The organism is Catenulispora yoronensis, from assembly GCF_039531695.1.
GTDB lineage: Bacteria > Actinomycetota > Actinomycetes > Streptomycetales > Catenulisporaceae > Catenulispora > Catenulispora yoronensis.
Genome location: NZ_BAAAQN010000077.1, coordinates 21,123 through 39,603 on the forward strand (window position 1 = coordinate 21,123; position 18,481 = coordinate 39,603).

The 18,481-nt window shown below is 71.4% G+C and carries 15 protein-coding genes; 3 read left to right on the top strand and 12 right to left on the bottom strand.

The genetic code is table 11. The annotated features are described in order from the left end of the window. Positions 1-289: 289 nt before the first annotated feature. From ABD481_RS40755 to ctaC, 3 genes are read right to left on the bottom strand one after another with little or no spacing between them, the layout of a single operon-like run. Positions 290-709 carry a cytochrome c oxidase subunit 4 gene (locus ABD481_RS40755; RefSeq protein ID WP_344671259.1) on the bottom strand — a complete coding sequence of 140 codons (420 nt, stop codon included), beginning with the start codon at positions 707-709 and terminating at the stop codon, positions 290-292. Beyond that, positions 706-2,439, bottom strand: coding sequence for an aa3-type cytochrome oxidase subunit I (ctaD, locus tag ABD481_RS40760; RefSeq protein ID WP_344671260.1), 1,734 nt, complete (start codon positions 2,437-2,439; stop codon positions 706-708). The genes ABD481_RS40755 and ctaD overlap by 4 nt, the downstream gene beginning before the upstream one ends. Beyond that, positions 2,436-3,383 carry an aa3-type cytochrome oxidase subunit II gene (gene ctaC / locus ABD481_RS40765; protein WP_344671261.1) on the bottom strand — a complete coding sequence of 316 codons (948 nt, stop codon included), beginning with the start codon at positions 3,381-3,383 and terminating at the stop codon, positions 2,436-2,438. The genes ctaD and ctaC overlap by 4 nt, the downstream gene beginning before the upstream one ends. Before the next feature lie 292 nt (positions 3,384-3,675). Here ctaC and ABD481_RS40770 point away from each other — a divergent pair, with 292 nt between their 5' ends. Continuing rightward, positions 3,676-4,878 (top strand): cysteine desulfurase family protein, encoded by a 1,203-nt coding sequence (locus tag ABD481_RS40770; RefSeq protein WP_344671262.1) that lies wholly within the window; start codon positions 3,676-3,678, stop codon positions 4,876-4,878. A gap of 59 nt (positions 4,879-4,937) precedes the next feature. Here ABD481_RS40770 and ABD481_RS40775 read toward each other — a convergent pair whose 3' ends face one another. The 3 genes from ABD481_RS40775 to ABD481_RS40785 all read right to left on the bottom strand — a co-directional run bounded on the left by ABD481_RS40775 (position 4,938) and on the right by ABD481_RS40785 (position 7,614). Then, on the bottom strand, positions 4,938-5,936 hold the full coding sequence (locus ABD481_RS40775; RefSeq protein WP_344671263.1) for a carbohydrate kinase family protein: 999 nt from the start codon (positions 5,934-5,936) through the stop codon (positions 4,938-4,940). Positions 5,937-6,083: 147 nt separating this feature from the next. Further along, positions 6,084-6,449: an iron-sulfur cluster insertion protein ErpA gene (gene erpA / locus ABD481_RS40780; protein WP_344671264.1), complete on the bottom strand. Its 366-nt coding sequence runs from the start codon at positions 6,447-6,449 to the stop codon at positions 6,084-6,086. A 139-nt stretch (positions 6,450-6,588) separates the two neighbouring features. Beyond that, positions 6,589-7,614: a hypothetical protein gene (locus ABD481_RS40785; protein WP_344671265.1), complete on the bottom strand. Its 1,026-nt coding sequence runs from the start codon at positions 7,612-7,614 to the stop codon at positions 6,589-6,591. Positions 7,615-7,677: 63 nt separating this feature from the next. Between ABD481_RS40785 and ABD481_RS40790 the strand changes: the two genes are divergently transcribed. Further along, a complete protein-coding gene (locus ABD481_RS40790) occupies positions 7,678-8,283 on the top strand; it encodes a TetR family transcriptional regulator (protein ID WP_344671266.1) in 606 nt (201 codons plus the stop codon). 71 nt (positions 8,284-8,354) lie between these two features. On the opposite strand, the gene nadA is transcribed toward ABD481_RS40790, so the two are convergent. Next, entirely contained in the window at positions 8,355-9,527 is a 1,173-nt protein-coding gene (gene nadA, locus ABD481_RS40795; protein ID WP_344671267.1) for a quinolinate synthase NadA, read from the bottom strand. A gap of 132 nt (positions 9,528-9,659) precedes the next feature. Between nadA and ABD481_RS40800 the strand changes: the two genes are divergently transcribed. Further along, the gene (locus ABD481_RS40800; RefSeq protein ID WP_344671268.1) at positions 9,660-10,823 is read left to right on the top strand and encodes a glycerate kinase family protein; all 1,164 of its coding nucleotides are present in this window, start codon (positions 9,660-9,662) and stop codon (positions 10,821-10,823) included. A 272-nt stretch (positions 10,824-11,095) separates the two neighbouring features. On the opposite strand, the gene mraY is transcribed toward ABD481_RS40800, so the two are convergent. The 5 genes from mraY to ftsL all read right to left on the bottom strand — a co-directional run bounded on the left by mraY (position 11,096) and on the right by ftsL (position 18,390). Then, on the bottom strand, positions 11,096-12,163 hold the full coding sequence (mraY, locus tag ABD481_RS40805; protein WP_344671282.1) for a phospho-N-acetylmuramoyl-pentapeptide-transferase: 1,068 nt from the start codon (positions 12,161-12,163) through the stop codon (positions 11,096-11,098). Positions 12,164-12,234: 71 nt separating this feature from the next. Next, positions 12,235-13,791, bottom strand: a complete 1,557-nt coding sequence (locus ABD481_RS40810; protein WP_344671269.1) for a UDP-N-acetylmuramoyl-tripeptide--D-alanyl-D-alanine ligase — start codon at positions 13,789-13,791, stop codon at positions 12,235-12,237. Beyond that, positions 13,788-15,458 (bottom strand): UDP-N-acetylmuramoyl-L-alanyl-D-glutamate--2,6-diaminopimelate ligase, encoded by a 1,671-nt coding sequence (locus ABD481_RS40815; RefSeq protein ID WP_344671270.1) that lies wholly within the window; start codon positions 15,456-15,458, stop codon positions 13,788-13,790. The genes ABD481_RS40810 and ABD481_RS40815 overlap by 4 nt, the downstream gene beginning before the upstream one ends. 145 nt (positions 15,459-15,603) lie before the next feature. Further along, positions 15,604-17,778, bottom strand: a complete 2,175-nt coding sequence (locus ABD481_RS40820) for a peptidoglycan D,D-transpeptidase FtsI family protein (RefSeq protein ID WP_344671271.1) — start codon at positions 17,776-17,778, stop codon at positions 15,604-15,606. 48 nt (positions 17,779-17,826) lie between these two features. Beyond that, on the bottom strand, positions 17,827-18,390 hold the full coding sequence (gene ftsL / locus ABD481_RS40825; protein ID WP_344671272.1) for a cell division protein FtsL: 564 nt from the start codon (positions 18,388-18,390) through the stop codon (positions 17,827-17,829). Positions 18,391-18,481 lie beyond the last annotated feature (91 nt).

Sequence of the window (18,481 nt, forward strand, 5' to 3'; positions counted from 1 at the left end):
GCGTGCGCGTCGGGGTGATCGTCGGTTCATTACACGCCTGGTACGAAACAGGGAGTCTACGCGGTCGGCTGTTTCGGTTTCGAACTGAAGCGCAAAACCGAGACGAAGCTGAAACGGGGGTCATAGGCAGGGATGACGGCGTGGCCGCGGGCCCAGAAAACGGTTGCCCCGCCGAGCCCCGGCACCCCCCGCGCCGAACACAACGAGAGCCCGGCCCCAGGTCTGCCTGGAACCGGGCTCTCGCCACGTCACACTACAAAACGATCAGACAACGACCCGCACAGCGCACTCAGTGCCCCGCGCCGGCCTCGCCGTACCGGTTGTTCTCCCGGCGGTAGTACTCGAACACCAGCCCGATCACCGCGTACGCGCCGAACGGCACGGCCACCAGGAGCAGCCACCAGCCGAAGATGACGCCCATGAAGGCGATCGCCGCGGAGCCGGCGGTGTACAGCGGCCACCAGGAGTGCGGGGAGAAGAAGCCGAGTTCGCCGGCCATCTCCGAGATCTCCGCGTCGTCGCGGTCCTCGGGGCGGGGGCCGATGCGGATCGCGGTGAAGTACAGGTAGAACCACACCAGGGCGCACAGGCCGAAGGCCATGGACAGTGCGGTGGTGCCCACCGTGTCCTTGGACAGCCACCAGTACACCGGGACGTCGATCATCAGGAAGATGGCGACGAACCCGAACAGCTTGGCTTCGAACTTCACTCGGCACCACCCTCGGAGGAGTCGGTCTGCGCGGTCTGCGTCGGCGCCGCGACGGCCGGCTTCTTACCGTGGCCGTGGCCCAGGTCCAGGGCCGCGATCTCCGGGTGGTGGAGGTCGAAGGCCGGGGACTCGGAGCGGATGCGCGGCAGCGAGTGGAAGTTGTGCCGCGGCGGCGGGCAGGAGGTGGCCCACTCCAGCGAGCGGCCGTAGCCCCACGGGTCGTCGACGGTGACCTTCTTGCCGCGCTTGGCGGTGATGTACACGTTGTACAGGAAGGGCAGCGTCGAGGCGCCCAGGACGAACGAACCGATCGAGGAGATCGTGTTCAGCGTGGTGAACCCGTCGCTGGACAGGTAGTCGGCGTAGCGGCGGGGCATGCCCTCCGCGCCGAGCCAGTGCTGCACCAGGAAGGTGGTGTGGAAGCCGACGAACAGGATCCAGAAGTGGATCTTGCCCAGCCGCTCGTCCAGCATCTTGCCGGTGAACTTCGGCCACCAGAAGTAGAAGCCGGCGTTCATCGCGAACACCACGGTGCCGAACAGCACGTAGTGGAAGTGCGCCACCACGAAGTACGAGTCCTGCACGTGGAAGTCGATCGGCGGGGAGGCCAGCAGCACGCCGGTCAGACCGCCGAACAGGAAGGTCACCAGGAAGCCGACCGACCACAGCATCGGCGTGTCGAAGCTCAGCGAGCCGCGCCACATGGTGCCGATCCAGTCGAAGAACTTGATGCCGGTGGGCACCGCGATCAGGTACGACATGAAGGCGAAGAACGGCAGCATCACCGCGCCGGTGGTGAACATGTGGTGCGCCCACACCGTCACCGACAGGCCGGCGATCGACATGGTCGCCATCACCAGCGTGTTGTAGCCGAAGATCGGCTTGCGGCTGAAGACCGGGATGATCTCGGAGATGATGCCGAAGAACGGCAGCGCGACGATGTACACCTCGGGGTGCCCGAAGAACCAGAACAGGTGCTGCCACAGCAGCGCCCCGCCGTTGTCGGCCTCGAAGATCTGCGCGCCCAGCCGGCGGTCGGCCTCCAGCGCGAACAGCGCGGCGGCCAGCACCGGGAAGGCCATCAGCACCAGCACCGCGGTGAGCAGGATGTTCCAGGTGAAGATCGGCATCCGGAACATCGTCATGCCCGGCGCGCGCATGCAGATGATCGTGGTGATGAAGTTGACGCCGCCGAGGATGGTGCCGAAGCCGGACAGCGCCAGACCCATGATCCACATGTCCGCGCCGATGCCCGGGGAGTGGATCGCGTCGGTCAGCGGCGCGTAGGCGAACCAGCCGAAGTCCGCGGCGCCCTGCGGGGTGAGGAAGCCGCCGACGGCGATCAGCGAGCCGAACAGGAACAGCCAGTAGGCGAACATGTTCAGCCGCGGGAAGGCCACGTCCGGCGCGCCGATCTGCAGCGGCACGATGACGTTCGCGAACCCGATGAACAGCGGCGTGGCGAACATCAGCAGCATGATCGTGCCGTGCATGGTGAACGCCTGGTTGAACTGCTCCGTGGTCAGGAACTGCAGACCGGGACGGGCCAGCTCGGCGCGCATCAGCAGGGCCAGCAGGCCGCCGATCCCGAAGAAGCAGAACGACGTGATGAGGTACATGTACCCGATCACCTTGTGGTCGGTGGACGTCAGCCACTTCACCACGATGTTGCCGGGCACACGGCTCTGGTGCGGCGCGCTGACAGCGCGCGGTTCACTGATGGCCGTCACTTTTCTTTCCCTGTGGAGTCGTTGCCGATACCGGTCAGCGGGCCGGGCCGCAGGTCGACGCCGTTGGGGTTGAAGCCCACGGGCATCTGACCGGTCTGGCCCTTGCCGGTCACCGGGTCGATCTTGTTCGCCAGCTCCTGCAGGTGCGCCTGGTAGTCGGCCGCCGAGACGACCTTCACCTTGAACAGCATCCGGGAGTGGTCCACACCGCACAGCTCGGCGCAGCGGCCGATGAACTCGCCCTCCTTGGTGGGGGTGAGCTCGAACTGGTTCACCCGGCCGGGCACCACGTCCAGCTTGAACAGGAAGTTCGGGACCCAGAAGGAGTGGATGACGTCGGTCGAGGTCAGCGAGAACCGGACCCGCTCGTTCACCGGCAGCCACAGCACGGGGATCTCGGCCGGGGTGCCGGCGTCGTAGACCGCCAGCTGGCCCGGGGTCTCCTGCTTGGTGACCGCGTCGTAGTTGTAGTTCCAGGACCAGGACCACTGCCGGCCCACGACGTTCACCTTCACGTCGGGGTTCTTGTGCAGCTGCAGCAGCTTGGACTCGTCCTTGGCCGTGAAGAAGAACAGCACCGCGATCATGATGAAGGGCACGACCGTGAACAGGACTTCGATCGGCACGTTGTACCGGGTCTGCGCCGGGATCTCGACGCCGGTGCGCTTGCGCCGGTAGAAGACGACGCTCCACAGGATCAGGCCCCACACGAGGGCACCGACGGCCAGCGCGGCGATCCACGAACCCTGCCACAGGTGCAGGATGATCGGCGCTTCCTTGGTGGCCGGCTCGGGAACTCCGAGCCGCTTCGCTTCGTCTACGTTGCAGCCGGTGGCGGTCATGGCGACCAGCCCGGCCACGGCAAGCACGCCGAGCTTCGCGCGCCGCGATCGCCGCGCCGGTGAGGTGCGCTGCGGCGACGGGTCGGAGCCGTGTGGACTCAAGGTTGCCTTCCCGAGGTTCATGCCTGAGCGGCGGGCAGCGGCGACGGGCCTGCCCGGGTCGGCCCGGTGGCCCGCACGTCACGGCCCTGCCAGGGCGGTGTCTTCTCTCTCGCGGCCAAACCCTACTCCAGCCCCAATTGCCCCGCGCGCGGAGGTCCCGGTTAACGCGTGTGGCGGGGTGCGACGGTCACACTTCCGGCCGAACTGTCGCGGCCCCGGAGATCCATCGAGCACTGTTTCGAGCTGTGACGTGCACTCCGCGTGACGAGCCCGGGTCCGTATCGTCAAAGGCGTGACACATTTCGACGCGGCCTCGGCCGAACCCCCGCATCCGGCCGCCCGCGCCGCGCTCGCGGCGGCCTTCGACGAGGGCTGGGCCGACCCGGCACGGCTGTACCGGAGCGGACGCCGGGCCCGGATGCTGCTCGACCAGGCGCGGGCGGCGGTCGCCGAGGTGCTCGGCTGCCGGGCCCGCGAAGTGGTGTTCACTCCTTCGGGAACGGCGGCCGTCCACTACGGAGTGGCCGGCGTGCTCGCCGGGCGGCAGCGGGTGGGGCGACGGCTGGTGGTGTCGGCGGTCGAGCACTCCGCGGTCCTGCACGCGGCGGAAACGCATGTCACGCAGGTCTTCTCCGACGGCGGAAGCACACCGAGAAGTACTGTCTCCGCCGATTCCGACGCCGAGCCGACGATCGCCGAGACGCTGTCGGCCTCCGGCGTGGTCTCCGTGGTCGGGGTCGACGCGGTGGGCCGCGTCGACGTCGAGGCGTTCGCCAGAGAGCTCCGGGCGCCGGGAACGGCGCTGGCGTGCCTCCAGGCGGCCAATCACGAGGTCGGGACGGTGCAGCCGCTGGGCCCGGTGTTCGAGGCCGCGGTGACGGCGGGAGTGCCGTTGCTGGTGGACGCCGCGCAAGTGGTCGGACGGCTGCCGGTCCCCGCGGAATGGTCGGTGCTGTGTGCTTCGTCTCACAAATGGGGCGGCCCGGCCGGCGTCGGGGTCCTGGCGATCCGGAAGGGGACCCGGTTCGCGCCGACCTGGGCTGTCGACGAACACGAAGACGGCCGGGTGCCGGGGGCGGTGAACCTGCCCGGGATCGTGGCGGCGGCCGCCGCGCTGGTCGCCCGGGAGAGTGAACGCGAAGCGGAGGCGGTGCGGCTGCGGGCGCTGACCGCCCGGCTGCGGGCCGCGTTGCCGAACGTCGCCGAGGACATCGACGTCTTCGGGGACCCCGACGACCGCCTGCCGAACCTGGTCGCCTTCTCCTGCCCCGCGGTCAACGCCGAGGCGCTGGTGCTCGATCTCGACGAGGCCGGGTTCGAGGTCTCCTCCGGGTCGGCGTGCACGTCGGACACGGTCACGCCGAGCCATGTCCTGGTGGCGATGGGCGCCGCGGACCGCGGCAACGTCCGGGTGTCACTGCCGTTCGGCGCCGCCGAGGAGGACGTCGACCGATTCCTCGCCGTGCTGCCCGGGGTGCTGGACCGGCTGCGATAGCACCGGTCCAACACTGAGTCGGCTCGGACGAACCCGAGCCGGCACCGAGCCGCGACCACTCAGGCCGCGACGACCGCCAGATGCCCCGCGACCTCGGCCACGGCCTCGTTCCCGTACGCCTCGGCGAACCGCTCCACGAACCGTCCGCGCACCAGGTCGTACTCCTGCGTGCCGACCGTCTCGATGACCAGCGTCGCCAGCATGCAGCCGACCTGCGCGGCCCGCTCCTCGGTCGCGCCCCAGGACAGGGCGGCGAGGAAGCCGGCGCGGAAGGCGTCGCCGACGCCGGTCGGGTCGGCCTTGCGCTCCTCCTTGGGGGCCGGCACCTCCAGCACGTGGACGCTGCCGTCGGCCTCCAGGCGGGTCAGGCGCACGCCCTTGGCGCCCAGGGTGGTGATCCGGGTGTCGACGCGGCGCAGCATCTCGGCGGCGTCCCAGCCGGTCTTCTGCTCGATCAGGGCCGCCTCGTACTCGTTGGTGAACAGGAAGCGGGCCCCGTCCACCAGGCGCTTGATCTCCTCGCCGGCCATCCGGGCCAGCTGCTGCGAGGGGTCGGCGGCGAACGGCAGGCCGCGCTCGCGGCACTCGTCGGTGTGGCGCAGCATGCCCTCGGGGTCGTCGGCGCTGATCAGCACCAGGTCCAGGCCGCCCACCCGCTCGGCGATCGGGCCCAGCTCGATCAGCCGGGCCTCGGCCATCGCGCCGGTGTAGAAGGAGGCGATCTGGTTGTGGTCGGCGTCGGTGGTGCAGACGAAGCGCGCGGTGTGCAGCAGTTCACTGATCCGGACCGACTCGCAGTCCACGTTGTGGCGCTCCAGCCAGGACCGGTACTCGCGGAAGTCCTCGCCGGCGCTGCCGACCAGGATCGGCCGCAGGCCCAGCTGGCCCATGCCGAAGCAGATGTTCGGCGCGACCCCGCCGCGACGGATCTCCAGGGAGTCGACCAGGAACGACAGCGACACGGTGTGCAGTTGCTCGGCCACCAGCTGCTCGGCGAAGCGGCCGGGGAAGCTCATCAGGTGATCGGTGGCGATGGAACCGGCGACGGCGACACGCACGGCGAGACTCGATTCTGTGGGCGGGGCACCAGCGGTGGTGCGCTCACGGGCACGGCAAAATGGGTGGACCCCGGAACAGGGCCCACCCACCGTATTGTGCTCCCGTCCGGAACCGGCTGGAGGCCTGCCGGAGCGGGTGGGTTTTCCTTAGCTGAAGCTGTCGCCACAGGCGCAGGACGAACCCGCGTTCGGGTTGTCGATCGTGAAGCCCTGCTTCTCGATGGTGTCGACGAAGTCCACCGTCGCACCGGCCAGGTACGGCGCCGACATGCGGTCGGTGACGACGCTCACACCGTCGAACTCCGCGACGACGTCGCCGTCGAGCGACCGGTCGTCGAAGTAGAGCTGGTAGCGCAGACCCGAGCAGCCGCCGGGCTGCACGGCGACGCGCAGCGACAGGTCGTCGCGGCCCTCCTGCTCCAGCAGGGACTTCACCTTGCCCGCCGCCTCGGCGGTCAGGACGATGCCCTGCGCGACAGTCGCCTCCTGCGAGGCCTCCGTCTGCACGGTCATATGCGTACTCCTTCTTCTGGACACCGGCGCCCCGTGGAGCGCACCTGCACAACCAGGGGGAACCACGCGCCGCCGGAAGCTATTCCATCGTCCATCGTCGCACAGGTCCGGCAAGACCGTGAGCGGGCTGTGGGCGGCTTCATACAAGTTGACGACGGCAGGCCCGGCGATAGACGGCGAAGGCGGGCTTGCGCGTGTAGTCGTCCCGCAGCAGGCCGAAGCCGTAATAGAGCGAGGAACTGGCCGAGTCGGCGTCGCGCAGGCAGAAGTGGCTGTACCCGGTGATGGCCAGGGGTTCGCTGAGGCCGAGCACCGTGGTGAGCACGGTCTGGACCACCTCGGCCTGGCGCTGCTCGGAACGGCCGCCGCCGGTGGACCAGCCGTTCTCGGCGATGCGGATCGGGACGTCGGCGCCGATCCCGGCGGCCGGCAGCACGCGTTCGCGGAAGTCCGTGAGCACGGCCGTGACCGCGCGGGCCAGGTCGGCGGGCGGGATCGGGCGGAAGACGTCGGGGAAGAAGTCGAAGCCGACGTAGCCGAGCGCGGCGTGGAAGCCCGGCGCCTCGGCGGCCGCGATCGCCGCGAGGTCCTGCCAGAAGCCCAGGTCGGCATCGAAGGTCGGGACCGCGTTGAAGCCGACGGCCAGGTCCAGGCCCAGGTCCCGGGCCTGCTCGGCGGCCGCGACCACGCCGTGCACCAGGGCGCGCCGCGCCCCGGGCGTCCGGCCGTCGAGGCAGGGCAGATCGGCGTTGGGCTCCTCGCAGATCTGGAGCAGGGCGGTCCGGTCGCCGTGGGCGGTGACGGCCGCGCGGACGAACGCCAGCCAGCCTTCGAGGTCGCCGTCCGGGTCGCGGTAACCGAGGACCAGTTCCAGCTTGCGGCCGTTGCCGAGCAGGTTCTCGGGCTCGGCGGGGACCGGCCGCTCGCCGCTTCCGGCAGGCGGGCGGAACGGCAGGTAGCTGCGGACCAGGAAGGCGGGCGGGTCTTCGTGCAGCTCGCTGCTCGGATCGCTGCCCGGATCACCGTGCAAATCGCCGTGCGGATCGCCGTGCAAATCGTCCAGGGCCTGGCGGATCAGCGCGGCGTCGTCGGGCCGGACCGGCTCGACGACGCCCTCGTCGCCGCCGACCGCTCCGCCGGGATAGATGCCGAAGGTGAAAGTCATGGGAGACACCGTAGCAAGAATTTTGGTGTCACTTAAAAATTTCAGCGGCCCTATAATCCTGCTGTGGGCCTTCGCGAGGAGAAGAAGCAGCGGACCCGCGCCGCGCTGGCGGACGCCGCGCTGGCGCTGTTCACCGAGCGCGGATTCGAGCAGGTGACGGTGGCCGAGGTGGCCGCGGCCGCGGGTGTGTCGGTGAACACGGCGTTCAACTACTTCCCGACCAAGGAGGACCTGTTCTTCGACCGCCAGGCCGAGGTCGCGGAGCGGCTCGCGGGCTGGGTGCGGGACCGGACGCCGGGACGGTCGCCGAGCCAGGCGGTCCGGGACGGCGTGATGCGGGCCCTGGCCGAGGGCGATCCGACCATCGGCCTGTCCCCCGAGGCGGAGCGGTTCTGGCGCACCATCGACGCCAGTCCGTCGCTGCGCGCCCGGGCCCGGGAGATCAACGAACAAGCCGAGGCGGCGCTGACCGCGGTGCTGGCCGCCGAGGCGCCGGCCGGCGACCCGCTCCCCCGGCTGCTGGCCGGCGCGCTGGCCGGGACCTTCCGGGCGGTGGTCGGCGAGATCCGGCACAAGCTCACGGCCGGGGAGGACGTGGCGGCGGTGCGCGTGGAGATGACCGCGGCGGCGCAGCGGATGTTCGACGCGCTGACCGCGGTGGGGCTGTGAAAACGCACTGATAAAGAACGAGGCCGAGCCCTCAAAGAAGGCTCGGCCCGATTTCCCGTACTCCCAGCGGCCTACGGCAGCGCCAGCATCTGCTCCAGCGCGACCCGCGCGTAGTGCGCCGTGTCCGAGTCCACCTCGATCACGTTCGGCACCCGGCCCTCGGCCAGCGCCTCCAGCGTCCACACCAGGTGCGGCAGGTCGATGCGGTTCATCGTGGAGCAGTAGCAGACGCTCTTGTCCAGGAACACGATCTGCTTGTCCGGGTGCTGCGCCGCGAGCCGCTTGACCAGGTTCAGCTCCGTGCCGATGGCCCAGGCGCTGCCCGGCTCGGCCTCGTTCAGCAGGGTGATGATGCGCTCGGTGGAGCCCACGTAGTCGGCCTTCTCGACGACCTCGTGGCGGCACTCCGGGTGCACCAGCACGTTCACGCCGGGGACCCGCTCGCGCACCTCGTCCACGCACTCGGGCGTGAACCGGCCGTGCACCGAGCAGTGGCCGCGCCACAGGATCATCTTCGCGGAGCGGAGCTCCTCGTCGGTCAGGCCGCCGTCGGGACGGTGCGGGTTGTAGACCACGCAGTCCTCCAGCGAGTAGCCCAGGTCCCGCACCGCGGTGTTGCGACCGAGGTGCTGGTCGGGCAGGAACAGCACCTGCTCGCCCTTGTCGAAGGCCCACTCCAGCGCGCGCTGGGCGTTCGAGGACGTACAGATCGTGCCGCCGTGCCGACCGGTGAAGGCCTTGATGTCGGCCGAGGAGTTCATGTACGACACCGGCACCACGCGCTCGGCGATGCCGAGGTCCTCCAGCCGCTCCCAGCACCGCTCGACCTGCTCGGCGGTCGCCATGTCGGCCATCGAGCAGCCGGCGGCCAGGTCCGGCAGGATCACCCGCTGCGCGTCGGAGGTGAGGATGTCGGCGGACTCGGCCATGAAGTGCACGCCGCAGAACACGATGTACTCGGCCTCGGGCCGCGCGGCGGCCTGCTGCGCGAGCTTGAAGGAGTCGCCGGTGACGTCCGCGAACCGGATGACCTCGTCGCGCTGGTAGTGGTGGCCGAGCACGAACAGCCGGTCGCCCAGCTTGGCCTTGGCCGCCGCGGCGCGGGCCACCAGGTCCGGGTCGGAGGCCGGGGGGAGGTCGCCGGGGCACTCGACGCCGCGCTCGCTGCGCGGGTCGGCGGAGCGGCCGAGCAGGAGCAGGCTGACAGGCGTGGGCGCAGGCTCCTGGAACGTGGTGGTGGACATCTCCCGTTACCCCTTTTCGTCTAACTGACGTTAAGAGATCATACCCTGGTGTCAGTGTGACGAGAACCCGGGACGGTCTCCCGTGGCGGACGTCACACCGGCCGGGTCGGGAAAACGGTTACCATCCGTGGCGTGCGCATCGTCATCGCCATGGACAAGTTCGCCGGAACGCTGAGCGCCCCCGACGCCGTGGAGGCCGTCGCCGAGGGCTGGCTCCGGACCTCCCCGGAGGACGAGGTGGTGGGGGTCGCGATGTCCGACGGCGGCCCCGGCTTCGTCGACACCATCGCCGGCACCTGGGGCGAGGGCGGCGAACGGCTGGTCACCGTGACCGGGCCGCTCGGCGCGCCGGTCACCGCCCGGTACCTGCTGGTCCGCCGCGAGGGCGACGGGGTCCCGGCGGAGGAGGCCGGGGTCACCGCCTACATCGAGGTGGCCGAGGCGGCCGGGCTGCACCTGGTCCCGGCCGAGGAGCGGGACGCGAAGGCGGCCAGTTCGTACGGGGTCGGCGAGATCGTCGCGGCCGCGCTGGCCGAGGGCGCGACGCGGCTGGTGATCGGGCTCGGCGGGACCTGCACGACCGACGGCGGCGCGGGCATGCTGGCCGCGCTGGGCGCCGAGCCGGCCGAGCTGCTGCGCGGCGGGGGCGCGGCGTTGAAGGGGCTTGAGTCGCTGGACCTCGACGAGCCGCGACGCAGGCTGGCCGGGGTGCGGATCGTCGTCGCGAGCGATGTGGACAACCCGCTGCTGGGGCTGCGCGGCGCGGCGGCGGTGTTCGGCCCGCAGAAGGGCGCGACGCCGGACGACGTGCAGCGCCTGGACGCCGCGCTGACCCGGTTCGCGGAGCTCGCCGGGGCGCTCGGGCAGGAGGCCGGAGCGGTACGGCGGACGTTGGACGCGCCCGGCGCGGGGGCCGGCGGAGGGCTGGGCTACGGCCTGCTGCTGCTCGGCGGCCACCGGGTCCCGGGCATCGGAACAGTCATCGCCGAGACCGGATTGGCCGGCCTGATCGCGGGCGCGGATCTGGTCGTCACCGGCGAGGGGCGGTTCGACCACAGCTCGCTGGGCGGCAAGGTGCCGACCGGGGTCGCCGAGGCGGCGCTGCGGTCGGGACGGCCGTGCATCGTGCTGGCCGGGCGGGTCGAGGTGGGCAAGCGGGAGTTGGCGAACGCGGGATTCGCCGCGGCCTACGAGGTCGCCGAGCAGGCGGGGTCCGCCGAGGAGGCCATGGCGCGCGCCGGGTTCCACTTGGCGGCGTTGGCGGAGCGGGTGGCCAAGAGCTGGTCGCGCGGCTGAGGCCGACCGCGATCGGCTCCAGGCCGCGATGAGCAGGGACGGAACCCGGTAGGGGCATCGCGCGTCCCCAGGGGTGTGAGAGTCGGAGCTGCGGGATCCGGTCGCGCTCAGTATGTTGACCCGGGCCTATCGGACCCGGTTCGTCCTGGCGCCGGCGCGTCGATTCTGCCCGATGACGATGCAGGAGGAGTTGACGATCGGCCCCGGCGGCCGGCCCGCCCCCGCCCTCCGGCGGGAACGAACCGGCCCGGCGGCCAGACAGCCTGGACGCCCTACTTGACCGTGATCCACCCCGCGTAGAACACCCCGAGTCCGAGGCCGCAGAACAGGCCGCAGATGATCCAGAAGCGCACCACGACCGTCACCTCGGCCCAGCCGACGAGTTCGAAGTGGTGGTGCAGCGGGGCCATCTTGAACACGCGCTTGCCGCCGCTCATCTTGAAGTAGGCCACCTGGATCACCACCGAGAGGGTGATGATCACGAACAGGCCGCCGAGCAGGGCCAGCAGCAGCTCGGTCTGGGAGCAGATGGCCAGGCCGGCCAGGGCGCCGCCGAGGGCCAGCGAGCCGGTGTCGCCCATGTAGATCTTCGCCGGGGAGGTGTTCCACCACAGGAAGCCGAAGCAGGCCCCCATGATCGCCGCGGCGACGATGGCCAGGTCGAGGGGGTCGCGGACCGGATAGCAGCCGTGGACCCCGGCCAGCACCGCGCAGGACTCGCCGTGCTGCCAGACGCCGATCAGGACGTAGGAGGCGAACACCATCACGCAGGAGCCGGTGGCCAGGCCGTCGAGGCCGTCGGTGAGGTTCACGCCGTTGGAGGTCCCGGCGATCAGCAGGCCGGCCCAGATCACGAACAGCACCGCGCCGAGGTCGATCGCGGAGATGTTGCGGACGAAGGACAGGTGCGTGTTGCCGGGCGTGAAGCCCTGGGAGTTCGGGAAGTGCAGGGCCAGGACCGCGAAGGCGATGGCGACGATCCACTGCCCGACCATCTTGGCCTTGGCGCGCAGGCCGAGGGAGCGCTGGCGGAACACCTTCAGGAAGTCGTCGGTGAAGCCCACCACGCCCATGCCGGCCATCAGGAACAGCACCAGCAGCCCGGAGGCGGTCGGCGCGTGCATGGTGGCCAGCTTGGTGAAGCCGTAGCCGAGCAGGGTGGCCAGCACGATCACCACGCCGCCCATGGTCGGCGTGCCGCGCTTGGCCTGGTGGGTGGTGGGCCCGTCGTCGCGGATCGGCTGTCCGAAGCCGTAGCGCGCCAGGGTCTTGATCGCCATCGGCGTGCCGATCAGCGAGAAAAAGAGCGCGATACCCGCCGCGTACAGCACCCCGCGCATCTGCAGGCCGCTCTCCGAACCGGCGTGGGGCACCACCGCCCCCACCCCGGCATGGATCGCCGCGTACGTGCTCACCGGCCGCCACCTCCCGCACCGCGCGCCTGCGGCGCGTCGCCGTCCCTGTGATCGCTGTGGACATCCCCCGACGTCGAACGTTCGACCAGCGCGGCGGCGAGCTTCTCCAGCCCGACGAACCGCGAGGCCTTCACCAACACCACATCGCCCGGCCGGGCCCCGGCGCGCACGAACTCCAGCGCCGCCGCGGCGTCCGGCACGGCGACCGACTCCCCGTCGTAGGACCCTTCCATGGACGCCCCGCTGTGGATCGCGCCCGCGCCCGGCCCCACGGCCACGGTCTGGGCAATGTTCAGCCGCACCGCCAGCCGGCCCACGCCGTCGTGCTCGACGGCGGAGGACTCGCCCAGCTCACCCATCTCGCCCAGGACCGCCCAGGAGCGGGCGCCGGGGCGCGAGCGGGCCATCGTCGCCAGCGTCTTCAGTGCCGCGCGCATCGAGTCCGGGTTGGCGTTGTAGGCGTCGTTGACCACGGTCACGCCGTCGGCGGACTCGCGGATCTCCATCCGCCACTTGCTGTCCGGCTCGGCGGCCGACAGCACCGCGGCCACCCGCTCGCCGGCCAGGCCGAGTTCCAGTCCGGTGGCGGCGGCGGCCAGGGCGTTGGACACCTGGTGCTCGCCGACCAGGCGCAGCGCGATCGGGACCCGGTGCGGGCCCTCGCCGTCGCGGTACAGCAGGGTGAACGAGGCCCGGCCGTCGGCGTCGATCCGCACGTCCTCGGCCCGCACGTCGGCGTCGGCGGCCTCGCCGAACAGCACGACGCGGCCCTTGGTGCGCGCGGCCATCGCCCGGACCCGCGGGTCGTCGGCGTTCAGCAGCGCCACGCCGTCCCGGTCCGGGTTGCAGTTCCCGGACTCCGGGAGCGCCTCGACCAGCTCGCCCTTGGCCTCGGCGATCGCCTCGACGCCGCCGAACCGGCCGACGTGCGCGGTGCCGACGTTGAGGACCACGCCCAGGCGCGGCGGCGCGATGGTGGTCAGATATCCGATGTGGCCGCGGCCCGCGGCGCCCATCTCGGCGACCAGGTAGCGGGTGTCCGCGTCGGTGCGCAGCACCGTGATCGGGAAGCCGAGCTCGTTGTTGAAGCTGCCCTTGGGCGCCACGGTCGGGCCGAGCTCGGCGGCCAGCCGGCCGATCAGGTCCTTGGTGGTGGTCTTGCCGGCCGAGCCGGTCAGGCCGATCACCGTGGTGCGCGGCAGCTCGGCGAGGTGCGCGGTGGCCAGGGCGGCCAGGGCGCGCAGCAGGTCGCCGTCCTCGACCGTGACGGTCGGGACGCTGTCCCGGCCGGTCCACGGCGTGCGGTAGGCGGAGTCCGGCGCGGCCAGCACGGCCACCGCGCCGCGGGCCACGGCGGCGTCCACGAAGGCGGTGCCGTCGGCCTGCTCGCCCGGGAACGCGACGAACAGCGCGCCCGGCGCGGCCTCGCGCGAGTCGAACACCACGGGCCCGGGGACGGCGAGCTCTGCGAGCTCCGCCGCGTCCGTGCCGGGCGGACCGCCGAGGGTCCCGCCGACGGTCCGGGCGATCCAGCCGAGTCGATGGGGGCTCACCGCTCGCCGGTGCCCTTCTCGGAGCCGGTTCCGGCGGACGACGCCCCGGCCGACGCCTCCAGCGCGGCCCGCAGGACCACCCGGTCGTCGAACGGCTTCTTCACTCCTGCGATCTCCTGCCCCTGCTCATGTCCCTTGCCGGCGACGATCAGCACGTCGCCGGGGCCGCTGGCGGCCACCGCGTAGGCGATCGCGGCCGCCCGGTCGGCGACCACGCGGTAATTCTGCGCGGCTCCGGCCAGTTCGGCGTCGGCGCCCGCGGTGACGGCGGCGAGAATTTCGGCTGAACTCTCCGAACGCGGGTTGTCGTCGGTGAACACGGCCTCGTCGGCCAGGCGCACCGCGGCCGCGCCCATCATCGGCCGTTTGGCCTTGTCGCGGTCCCCGCCGCAGCCCACCACCACGCGCAGCCGGCCGTGGCCGCGCTCGGCCACCGGGCGCAGCGCGGACAGCGCGGTCTGCACCGCGTCCGGGGTGTGGGCGTAGTCGACGACCGCGAGGAAGTCCTGGCCCGGGATCTGGACCCGCTCCATCCGGCCCGGAACGCCGTGCACGTCGCCGACCCCGGCGACGGCGGTCTCCAGGCCGATCCCGGACACCGTCAGCATCACGATCGCGGCCAGCGCGTTCGCCACGTTGAAGTCGCCCGGCAGCCCGGCCGAGGCCTTGTGCCGGCGGCCGTCCGGGCCGACCACGGTGAAGGTGGAGTCGTCGGCGTCGAGTTCGACGTCCTCGGCGCTCCAGTCGGCCGGGTTGCCCTTGATGGAGAAGGTGTGCACCTCCACCCCGTTGGCCCGGCAGCGCTCGACGACGCGGCGGCCGTGCTCGTCGTCGACGTCGACGATCGCGCGCTTGGTGTACTCCGGGGTGAACAGCTTCGCCTTGGCCTCGAAGTAGTCCTCGAAGTCGGCGTGGAAGTCCAGATGGTCCTGGGTGAGGTTGAGGAACGCCGCGGCCTCGAACCGGATCCCGGCGGTGCGGCCGTAGGCCAGCGCGTGGCTGGAGACCTCCATCGAGACCGCCTCGACGCCCTTCTCCACCGCGGTGGCCAGGATCGCCTGCAGGTCCGGGGCCTCGGGGGTGGTGCGCACCGAGGGCACCACCTCGTCGCCGATCAGGATCTGCACGGTGCCGACGACGCCGGTACAGCGTCCGGCCCGGCGCAGGCCGCCGTCGACCAGATAGCTGGTGGTGGTCTTGCCGTTGGTGCCGGTGACGCCGAACATCGCCAGCTGCTTGGCCGGCTCGCCGTAGACGAAAGCCGACAGCTTGCCGGCGACGCCCCGCACGTCGGAGACCACCAGGACCGGGACCGCCAGGCCGTCGAGCTGCGCACTCCCGGCGGCGTCGGTGACCACCGCGACCGCGCCGGCCGCCACCGCGTCCGGGCCGAACTCGGCGCCGTGCCGCGCCGCGCCGGGCCAGGCGAGGTAGAGGTCTCCGGGCCGGATCCCCTGCGAATCGTGCGAGATACCGGTGACCGCCGCCGCCAGCCCTGCCGGTCCCGCCGGTTCCGCGTCCGCCTTCGTACCGCCGTCGGCGACTGCCGCTCCGAGGAACTCGGCGCAGGCGCGAACGGTGTGCTGGGGAACGGAGTGCGGGCGCGGCGTGGTGGTCATGGGTTCCCGATACATCGTCGGATCGGCGGGGACGGTCAGTTGGGGCACGTGCCGAAGGCTACCGGTTCACGGTGCGCAGTCGTGCGTTCAGTGCACCCGGGGATGTTCGCGCCCCGGGCGGGCCCTAGCTTAAACGCCAGGTGGCCGCGCCGGGGTGCGACGGGATGCGTATCCGCGTCTAGGCGCATGTCAGCTAGTTAGCGGATCCGTAGGTGGTGGGCAGGTTCGACTGCGGCGTCCCGGTGGGCGCCACACCCCTGCTCTGCAGGGCGAAGGACATCACCTTGGTGAACACCGGAGCGGCGACCTGGCTGCCGAAGTGCTCGCCGACCGGCTTCTGCAAGGAGACCGCGACCACGATCTGCGGCTTGTCGGTCGGGGCGAAGCCGATGAACGAGGCGGTGTAGCCGTCGTAGCCGCCGACCTTGTCGTCGTAGCGGTTGGCGGTGCCGGTCTTGCCGGCGACGCGGTAGCCGGGGATCTGCGCGGAGCCGCCGGTGCCGTGCTCGTCGGTGGTGACCGCCTCCAGCATCTCGGCCACCTTCGTCGCGGTGTCGGCGCTTATCACCGGGGTCTGCTGCGGCGCCGCCGCCGGGGTGAACTTGCCGGAGGCGTCGGTCCAGCCCTGGATCAGGGTCGGGGCGATGCGCACGCCGCCGTTGGCGATGGTCTGGTAGACCGAGGCGTCCTGGACCGCGGTGGCCGAGACGCCTTGGCCGTAAAGCACTGTGTTGCGCTCGGTGTCGGTCCACTTCTCCGGCGGGTCGAGCAGGCCGGCCGTCTCGCCGGGGAAGCCGATGCCGGTCTTGGCACCGAAGCCGAACAGGTGCTGGTACTTGCCGATGACGGCGTCCCGGTTCAGGCCCTTCTGGGTGAACAGGTCGGCCACCTCGATGGTGCCCAGGTTGGAGGACTTGGCCAGCACGCCGGTCATGGTCAGGCTCCAGGGACCGTGGTCCACGTCGTCGCGCAGGAACACGCGGCCCACCTTCATCGGCGAGCGGAACGGCGCCAGTTCGGTGCCGGGCTCGGCCACGCCCTCCTGGATGGCCGCGGACATGGTGATGGCCTTGGCCACCGACCCCGGTTCGAAGGGCTCGGTGAAGGCCCGGTTGCCCAGGTTCGGGGCGTCGGCGGTGGTGATGTGCCGCGGGTCGAAGGTGGGGTAGTTGGACAGCGCCAGGATCTGGCCGGTCTTCACGTCCTGCACCACGACCGTCCCGGACAGCGAGCCGGTCTTCTTCACCTGATCGGCCAGCGCCTGGTCGGCGGCCCACTGGATGTCGGGGTCGATGGTGGTCTTCACCGATTCCCCGTCCACGGCCGGCTTCAGGTTCACGCCGGTGGTCGGGATCTCCACCCCGGCCGCGGCCTGGTACGACTCCTGGCCGTCCTTGCCGGCCAGGCGGCCGTTCAGCATCTGCTCGATGCCGGCCTTCCCGGTGCCGTCGCCGTCGGTGAAGCCGATCAGGTTCGCGGCCAGCGTCCCGCCGGGGTAGGTCCGGCGGTCGTCGCGGGAGTTGGTGTAGACCCCGACGATGCTCTGCGGGTTGCTGGTGTTGGACACCGCGAGCTGGCGGATCTTCACGCAGGTGGCCGGCGAGGCCTTGCGGGCCAGCACGACGTAGCGGGTGTCGGGCTTGGTCAGCGCGGTGCGCAGCGCCTCGGCGGTGGGCGCGCCGCCCTGCGCGTACTCCGGCGCCTCCGAGAACAGGCCGGCCAGCTTCGCCGACAGCTCGTCGACGTCCTCGTGGTACTTGGCGACCAGGGTGGGGTCGGCGGTGACGTCGTACGCCTCGACCGAGACGGCCAGCGGCGTGCCGTCGGCAGCGAGTATGGCGCCCCGGGAGGCGTGCAGGACCGCGGTCGCCTCACGCCCGGCGCTGGCGGCCTTGGCGTAGTTCTTCTCGTCGACGGCCTGGAGCTGGAACAGCCGGCCGGCGAACAGCGAGAAGGTGAAAAGCAGGCCGAACATGGTGATCCGCAGGCGCTTGCGCGGGGAGCCCATGCGGAGCGTGGGGGTGCGCGGGCCCGGGGGGCGGCGCGCGGCGGCGGCGCCGGGAACCGGACGGCGCGGCGGGAGCTGGCGGACGGCGGTCGGGCGGGGGCGGTCCGCGGGGGTTCCCGGGGTGGGGGGTTTGGCGGGGGTGGCGGGACGTGCGGGCTTGGCGGGCTGACCGGGCTGACTGGTCCGGCCGGGCTTGGCGGACTTGCTGGGCTCGGCGGACTTGGCGGACTGGCCTGGCTGGCCTGGCTGGCGCGGGGACAGACGCTTCGAGGGCTGACGCGGGCGGCCGGTTCCCTGGTCCTTGGGGCGGTCCGGGTGGTCCGGGTGGCCCGGACGGTCCGGGCGGTCTCGGTCACTCATCGGCTGCTCCCCGTTCGCAGATGGGTGGGCGGAAGCTGATCGGCGAGGTCATCGGGCGGCCCCGGTCGGCGTCGGAGCCACGACCGGCGCTTGGACCGGTGGTTGGGGCGGTACCTGGGCCGGGGTCGTCGGCACCACTTCGGCGCCGGGCAGCGCACCTGCCGGAGTCGGCGGCGTGAGCGTCGGAGTCGGACTCGGGGTCGGCGTCGGCGCGGCCGAGGGCGAGCCCAGGACCGAGCCGTTCGGGGCCAGGAACGCCGGGTTGCCGTTCGGCACCATGCCCAACGACGAGGCCTGCGAGGCCAGCGCGCCCGGACCGTTCAGGCCGGCCAGCGACTGCTGGATCTGCTGGGCCTCCTGCGTGAGCTTGGTCGCGGTCGCCTTCTGCTGCTTTATGGTGAAAGCACCCTTGTTCAGCTCGGTGTTCAGGAACAACAACGCGACCATCCCGAGCAGCCCGAGCACCAGCAGCACCGCCACGAACGGCAACAACGAGGGCTTGCCCTTCCGCCCGGCCAGCACCACCAGCCGAGGCGTCAGCGGCCCGCCGCCCTTCGCCTCCGAACCCGCGCCGAAACCGGAACCTGATCCCGACCCGGGTCCCGATCCCAACCCGGATCCTGATCCCGACCCGGGTCCAGAACCCAACCCGGATCCTGATCCCGACCCGGAACCCGATCCCGAACCCGCGCCGAACCCCGAA